Genomic DNA, 7,408 nt, shown 5'->3' on the forward strand with positions numbered 1-7,408 from the left:
CCTGTCACAAGTGCTCGAGCACCATCTCGTACTCGACCTTCGACGGGTCGCCCGGCACCGCCACGCTCGCCCCGCTGCGGCCGAAGCCGAACCGCCGGTAGAACGCCTGGGCCCGCGCGTTGTCCTGGTGCACGTGCAGCCGCACCCGCTCCAGCCCTTCCAGTGAGCGCGCCCACTGCACGGCCGCCAGGAACAGCGCCTCGGTCACGCCGGTCCCCCGGTGCTCGGGCCGCACGTACACGCCGACGAGATGCGCCTGCCGCACGTCGCTCGTGTCACCGAACGCGAGCGGCACCCCGGCCTCCTCCACCCGCACGGTCACGGACCCCCACCACCGGCCGTCCGCTCCCTCGGCAACGAACTGGTTTCCGGAACCGTCGAGTTCGAACCGTCCGGCCCGGTCCCGCCAGAACTCCTCGGGCCGCGCGAGTGCGGCCTCGTACGTCTCCAGGAAGGCGATCGGCGCCGCCGGATCGCGCAGGGAGGCGAGCCTGATCTCCCGCACCGCCTCCCACTCCTCCGACCGGACAGGACGTACGACGTACTTCTCGCCAGGCTCCATGGGCCGGACCCTACGGGACCGTCGTACCGGGGTACTACAGCATTTCGGCAGCTCCGGACCGCGGTCGGACGCCCCGCCCCCGCCCCGCTCCCTACCTTCGGAACATGACGATCAGGGCACACGGACTCACCAAACGCTACGGCGACAAGACCGTCGTCCAGGACCTCACCTTCACGGTCAACCCGGGCACCGTCACCGGCTTCCTCGGCCCGAACGGCGCCGGCAAGTCCACGACCATGCGCATGCTCCTGGGCCTCGACGCCCCCACCGCGGGCCACGCCACCGTCGGCGGCCGCGCCTACGCCGCCCACGCCGCACCCCTGCACGAGGTCGGCGCCCTCCTGGAGGCCCGCTCGATCCACCCGGGCCGCACCGCGTTCCACCACCTCATGGCTCTCGCTCACACGCACGGAGTGCCGCGCTCCCGCGTCGACCACGTCCTCGCCCTCACCGGCCTCACCGACGTCGCGGGAAAGCGTGTGAAGGGCTTCTCCCTCGGCATGGGCCAGCGCCTCGGCATCGCGGCCGCGCTCATCGCCGACCCGGCCACCGTCATCCTGGACGAGCCGGTCAACGGCCTCGACCCGGAGGGCGTCCTGTGGGTCCGCAACCTCCTCAAGTCCCTGGCCGCGGAGGGCCGTACGGTCCTCGTGTCCTCCCACCTGATGAGCGAGATGGCCCTGACCGCGGACCACCTCGTCATCATCGGCCGCGGCCGCCTCCTCGCCGACACCACCGTCGCCGACCTCGTACGCGATTCGGGCGCGGCCTACGTCAAGGTCGTCACGCCCGAAGCCGTACGCCTGCGCGAGCTCCTGTCCGGCGCCCCCGGCGTCGAGGTCACCGACGAGTCCCCCGACACCCTGCACATCCGCGGCACCGACGCCCCGGACATCGGCCGCACGGCCGCCACGCACGGCATCCCCCTCTTCGAACTCACCCCGCGGACCGCCTCGCTGGAGCAGGCCTTCATGGACCTCACCCACGACTCGGTCGAGTACCAGGCCACCGCCCTGACGGGAGCAGCAGCATGACCACCGCAGTCCCCTACCGCGTCACCACGCCCCGCGTGCTGCGCTCCGAGTGGCACAAATTCTGGACCCTGCGCTCCACATGGATCACCCTCGCCGTCGCGAGCGCCCTCGTCCTCGCCGTCGGCATCACCATGGGCGCGACCTACGACGGCGACGACTCCGAGATCGACACGGTCGTCTTCGTCCTCCTCGGCACCCAGCTCTCGCAGCTCTGCGTCGCCGTCCTGGGCATCCTGGTCACGGCGAGCGAGTACTCGACGGGCATGATCCGCGCCTCGCTGACGGCGGTCCCGCGCCGGATGCCCGTCCTGTGGTCCAAGGCCGGCGTGTTCGCGGCCGTCGCGTTCGTCCTGGGCTTCCTGACGAACCTGGTCACGTTCCTCGTCGCGCAGATCTGGCTCTCCGACGGCGACAAGGCGACCTCGCTCACCGACCCGGGCGTCCTCGGCGCCCTCGCGGGCAACGCCGCCGGGATCACCCTCATGAGCCTGATCGCCCTCGGCCTCGGCGCCCTGCTGCGCTCGGTCCCGGCCGCGATCGGCGCGTTCGTCGGCGCCGTGCTGATCCTCCCCGAGATCCTCGGCATGCTCCCGTACGACGCGGTGGACAGCGCCGTGAACCACTTCCCGACCCAGTCCGCGGAATCCCTCGGCTCCGCCACCCACCTCGCCGGCGCGGTCTCCCCCGCCATGGGCCTCCTCTCCCTGACCCTGTGGGCCGCCGCGGTCCTCACGGCCGCGGCCCTGCTCCTCAGGCGCCGCGACGTATGACCCCCGCAAAACCCTTTCCCGTACGAGGATGAACCGGTGACGGACGACAGGACCCAGGCGCCCGAGCGAGCCCCCTTCCCCCTCACCGCGTACGTCCAACGGCTCACCGAGCGGGTGCGCGCCTTCGACCGGCGCCGCCCGCTCGGCTGGGAGCTGGTACTGACGGGCTTCTTCGTGATCGCCGCCCTCGTCGACTACACGGGCGGCGGCTGGCGCAACATCGCCCACAACACCGACGTACCGGGTCCGCTCGTCCTGTGCCTGAGCCTCGCGCTGACGGTGCCGCTGCTGTGGCGCCGCACACGCCCGATGACGACCCTCGCGGTGATGGTGGCGGCGGGGGTCGTCAACAGCTGGACGGGCGCGCTGCTCCAGGCGGCCCTGGTCCAGCTCATCGTCGTGTTCAACGTCGCGCTGCGCCGCCCGCTGAAGCTCCTTGCGGCCGCCTGCGCACTGACGCTGGTGCCGGTCGTCGTCGGCGTCTTCCGCTATCCGAAAGGCAGTTGGGACCAGCAGATCGTCCCGCAGGTGTGGGCGATCACCCTCGTGGCGCTCCTCGGCATCGCGGTCCGCAGCCGCCAGGAGTACACGTCGTCCCTCGTCGAGCGCGCCCGCCGACTCGAGGTCGAGCGCGACCAGCAGGCCCAGCTCGCCGCGGCGGCGGAACGCACCCGCATCGCCCGCGAGATGCACGACATCATCGGCCACAACCTCTCCGTCATCACGGGCCTCGCCGACGGAGGCTCCTACGCGGCCGCCAAGAACCCCGAACGCGCAGGACAGGCACTGGAGGCCATCGCCACGACGAGCCGCCAGGCCCTCGCGGAACTGCGCCGCCTCCTCGACGTACTACGCGAAGAGGCCGCGCCCACAGCCGAGTTGACACCCCAGCCGGCGCTCACGGACCTGGACCGGCTCGTCGACGGAGTCCGCGCGGCGGGACTGCCCGTACGCCTCGCACTGCGCGGCCGGCCCGACTCCCTCGCCCCCGGCAAGGAACTGACGGTGTACCGGGTCGTGCAGGAGGCACTCACCAACACGCTCAAGCACGCCGGTCCGGGCGCCGCCGCGGCCGTCGACGTCACGTACGGGGACGACGGAGTACGCGTCAGCGTCACGGACACGGGCCGCGGAGGCCCGGCACCAGGGCCGGGCGCGGGCCGCGGCCTGACCGGCATGCGCGAGCGAACTTCCCTCTACGACGGCACACTTGAGGCAGGCCCGCTGCCCACGCCCCCGGGCGGCTGGCGCGTCCACCTCCATCTCCCGAAGGAACCCTCCCCGTGACCAGCGTGCTCATCGTCGACGACCAGCCCATGCAGCGCTTCGGTTTCCGCATGCTGCTGGAGAGCCAGGACGATCTGACGGTCGCCGGCGAGGCGGGCGACGGCGCCGAGGCGGTCCGCCTCGCGGCGCGCCTCCACCCCGACGTCGTCCTGATGGACATCCGCATGCCGGGCCTCGACGGCATCGAGGCCACACGCCGCATCGTCGCTTCAGGCGAACGCACCAGGGTCCTGATCCTCACGACGTTCGACCTCGACGAGTACGCATACGACGGCCTGCGTGCGGGAGCGTCCGGATTCCTCGTCAAGGACGCACTGCCCGAGGAGCTCCTCTCCGGGATTCGCGCGGTGGCGACAGGCGACGCGGTGGTCGCCCCGAGCCTGACGCGCCGTCTCCTCGACGCGTACGTACAGCACTTGCCGACCACGCACGCGCCCCAGGGCCCCGACCCCCGGATCGCCGCCCTCACGGAGCGGGAGCGCGAGATCCTCACGGTCATCGCCCAGGGCTGGACGAATTCGGAGATCGCCGCACGCCTGCACCTCGCCGAATCGACGGTGAAGACGCATGTGAGCCGCATTCTGGCGAAGACGGGGGCCAGGGACCGGGTGCAGGCGGTGATCGTGGCGTACGACGCGAAGCTGGTGGAGCCGGCGTGAATCCGAAAGAACATGAACGCAAAAAAGCCTCATTCCCCGAGTTTTCACTCGGGGAATGAGGCTTTTTATCAAAAATAGTTCGGCGGCGTCCTACTCTCCCACAGGGTCCCCCCTGCAGTACCATCGGCGCTGTGAGGCTTAGCTTCCGGGTTCGGAATGTAACCGGGCGTTTCCCTCACGCTATGACCACCGAAACACTATGAAACTGTCAACCGCACCACGCTCTGTGACAAACGTGGGGTTGTTCGTGGTTTCAGAACCAACACAGTGGACGCGAGCAACTGAGGACAAGCCCTCGGCCTATTAGTACCAGTCACCTCCACCCGTTACCGGGCTTCCAGATCTGGCCTATCAACCCAGTCGTCTACTGGGAGCCTTAACCCCTCAAGGGGGTGGGAATACTCATCTCGAAGCAGGCTTCCCGCTTAGATGCTTTCAGCGGTTATCCTTTCCGAACGTAGCCAACCAGCCATGCCCTTGGCAGGACAACTGGCACACCAGAGGTTCGTCCGTCCCGGTCCTCTCGTACTAGGGACAGCCCTTCTCAATATTCCTACGCGCACAGCGGATAGGGACCGAACTGTCTCACGACGTTCTAAACCCAGCTCGCGTACCGCTTTAATGGGCGAACAGCCCAACCCTTGGGACCGACTCCAGCCCCAGGATGCGACGAGCCGACATCGAGGTGCCAAACCATCCCGTCGATATGGACTCTTGGGGAAGATCAGCCTGTTATCCCCGGGGTACCTTTTATCCGTTGAGCGACGGCGCTTCCACAAGCCACCGCCGGATCACTAGTCCCGACTTTCGTCCCTGCTCGACCCGTCGGTCTCACAGTCAAGCTCCCTTGTGCACTTACACTCAACACCTGATTACCAACCAGGCTGAGGGAACCTTTGGGCGCCTCCGTTACTCTTTAGGAGGCAACCGCCCCAGTTAAACTACCCATCAGACACTGTCCCTGATCCGGATCACGGACCCAGGTTAGACATCCAGCACGACCAGAGTGGTATTTCAACGACGACTCCCCCTGAACTGGCGTCCAGAGTTCAAAGTCTCCCACCTATCCTACACAAGCCGAACCGAACACCAATATCAAACTGTAGTAAAGGTCCCGGGGTCTTTCCGTCCTGCTGCGCGAAACGAGCATCTTTACTCGTAGTGCAATTTCACCGGGCCTATGGTTGAGACAGTCGAGAAGTCGTTACGCCATTCGTGCAGGTCGGAACTTACCCGACAAGGAATTTCGCTACCTTAGGATGGTTATAGTTACCACCGCCGTTTACTGGCGCTTAAGTTCTCAGCTTCGCACACCCGAAAGTGCACTAACCGGTCCCCTTAACGTTCCAGCACCGGGCAGGCGTCAGTCCGTATACATCGCCTTACGGCTTCGCACGGACCTGTGTTTTTAGTAAACAGTCGCTTCTCGCTGGTCTCTGCGGCCACCCCCAGCTCGAGGAGCAAGTCCTCTCACCAGTGATGGCCCCCCTTCTCCCGAAGTTACGGGGGCATTTTGCCGAGTTCCTTAACCATAGTTCACCCGAACGCCTCGGTATTCTCTACCTGACCACCTGAGTCGGTTTAGGGTACGGGCCGCCATGAAACTCGCTAGAGGCTTTTCTCGACAGCATAGGATCATCCACTTCACCACAATCGGCTCGGCATCAGGTCTCAGCCTTATGTGTGACGGATTTACCTATCACACGGCCTACACCCTTACCCCGGGACAACCACCGCCCGGGCTGGACTACCTTCCTGCGTCACCCCATCACTCACCTACTACAAGTCTGGTCCGTCGGCTCCACCACTTTCCTTTCCCCGAAGGGTCCGGAACGGCTTCACGGACTTAGCATCGCCTGATTCAATGTTTGACGCTTCACAGCGGGTACCGGAATATCAACCGGTTATCCATCGACTACGCCTGTCGGCCTCGCCTTAGGTCCCGACTTACCCTGGGCAGATCAGCTTGACCCAGGAACCCTTAGTCAATCGGCGCACACGTTTCTCACGTGTGTATCGCTACTCATGCCTGCATTCTCACTCGTGAACCGTCCACAACTCGCTTCCGCGGCTGCTTCACCCGGCACACGACGCTCCCCTACCCATCACGATCCCCGTTGGGGGTATATATCGCAATGACACGACTTCGGCGGTACGCTTGAGCCCCGCTACATTGTCGGCGCGGAATCACTAGACCAGTGAGCTATTACGCACTCTTTCAAGGGTGGCTGCTTCTAAGCCAACCTCCTGGTTGTCTGTGCGACTCCACATCCTTTCCCACTTAGCGTACGCTTAGGGGCCTTAGTCGATGCTCTGGGCTGTTTCCCTCTCGACCATGGAGCTTATCCCCCACAGTCTCACTGCCGTGCTCTCACTTACCGGCATTCGGAGTTTGGCTAAGGTCAGTAACCCGGTAGGGCCCATCGCCTATCCAGTGCTCTACCTCCGGCAAGAAACACACGACGCTGCACCTAAATGCATTTCGGGGAGAACCAGCTATCACGGAGTTTGATTGGCCTTTCACCCCTAACCACAGGTCATCCCCCAGGTTTTCAACCCTGGTGGGTTCGGTCCTCCACGAAGTCTTACCTCCGCTTCAACCTGCCCATGGCTAGATCACTCCGCTTCGGGTCTTGAGCGCGCTACTGAATCGCCCTATTCGGACTCGCTTTCGCTACGGCTTCCCCACACGGGTTAACCTCGCAACGCACCGCAAACTCGCAGGCTCATTCTTCAAAAGGCACGCAGTCACGACGCAAGGAACAAGTTCCTTGCGCGACGCTCCCACGGCTTGTAGGCACACGGTTTCAGGTACTATTTCACTCCGCTCCCGCGGTACTTTTCACCATTCCCTCACGGTACTATCCGCTATCGGTCACCAGGGAATATTTAGGCTTAGCGGGTGGTCCCGCCAGATTCACACGGGATTTCTCGGGCCCCGTGCTACTTGGGTGTCTCTCAAACGAGCCGCTGATGTTTCGACTACGGGGGTCTTACCCTCTACGCCGGACCTTTCGCATGTCCTTCGCCTACATCAACGGTTTCTGACTCGTCTCACAGCCGGCAGACTGTGAAAGAGAGATCCCACAACCCCAC

The 7,408-nt window shown here is 65.2% G+C and carries 5 protein-coding genes and 2 rRNA genes (1 of these 7 cut by a window edge); 4 read left to right on the forward strand and 3 right to left on the reverse strand.

What is annotated here, in order from left to right; translation table 11 throughout:
* Nucleotides 1–4: 4 nt before the first annotated feature.
* Nucleotides 5–562: a GNAT family N-acetyltransferase gene (locus LGI35_RS22165; RefSeq protein ID WP_227295740.1), complete on the reverse strand. Its 558-nt coding sequence runs from the start codon at nt 560–562 to the stop codon at nt 5–7.
* A gap of 104 nt (nt 563–666) precedes the next feature.
* Between LGI35_RS22165 and LGI35_RS22170 the strand changes: the two genes are divergently transcribed.
* From LGI35_RS22170 to LGI35_RS22185, 4 genes are read left to right on the forward strand one after another with little or no spacing between them, the layout of a single operon-like run.
* Nucleotides 667–1,596, forward strand: coding sequence for an ABC transporter ATP-binding protein (locus tag LGI35_RS22170; protein WP_227295743.1), 930 nt, complete (start codon nt 667–669; stop codon nt 1,594–1,596).
* The gene (locus tag LGI35_RS22175; protein WP_227295745.1) at nt 1,593–2,366 is read left to right on the forward strand and encodes an ABC transporter permease; all 774 of its coding nucleotides are present in this window, start codon (nt 1,593–1,595) and stop codon (nt 2,364–2,366) included. The genes LGI35_RS22170 and LGI35_RS22175 overlap by 4 nt, the downstream gene beginning before the upstream one ends.
* 36 nt (nt 2,367–2,402) lie before the next feature.
* Nucleotides 2,403–3,653 (forward strand): sensor histidine kinase, encoded by a 1,251-nt coding sequence (locus LGI35_RS22180; RefSeq protein WP_227295748.1) that lies wholly within the window; start codon nt 2,403–2,405, stop codon nt 3,651–3,653.
* Complete coding sequence (locus tag LGI35_RS22185) at nt 3,650–4,312, forward strand: response regulator (RefSeq protein ID WP_227295750.1); 663 nt, start codon at nt 3,650–3,652, stop codon at nt 4,310–4,312. The genes LGI35_RS22180 and LGI35_RS22185 overlap by 4 nt, the downstream gene beginning before the upstream one ends.
* A 77-nt stretch (nt 4,313–4,389) precedes the next feature.
* On the opposite strand, the gene rrf is transcribed toward LGI35_RS22185, so the two are convergent.
* Nucleotides 4,390–4,506, reverse strand: a 5S ribosomal RNA gene (rrf, locus tag LGI35_RS22190).
* Nucleotides 4,507–4,595: 89 nt separating this feature from the next.
* Nucleotides 4,596–7,408 (reverse strand): 23S ribosomal RNA (locus LGI35_RS22195) (it continues 310 nt past the right edge of the window).

The sequence above is a fragment of the Streptomyces longhuiensis genome (assembly GCF_020616555.1).
In the GTDB taxonomy this organism is placed as follows: Bacteria; Actinomycetota; Actinomycetes; order Streptomycetales; family Streptomycetaceae; genus Streptomyces; species Streptomyces longhuiensis.

Bases quoted from the DNA above. Each gene is read 5' to 3' on its own strand.
- LGI35_RS22165 (WP_227295740.1), bottom strand. From the start codon at position 562: ATGGAGCCTGGCGAGAAGTACGTCGTACGTCCTGTCCGGTCGGAGGAG.
- LGI35_RS22175 (WP_227295745.1), top strand. From the start codon at position 1,593: ATGACCACCGCAGTCCCCTACCGCGTCACCACGCCCCGCGTGCTGCGC.
- LGI35_RS22170 (WP_227295743.1), top strand. From the start codon at position 667: ATGACGATCAGGGCACACGGACTCACCAAACGCTACGGCGACAAGACC.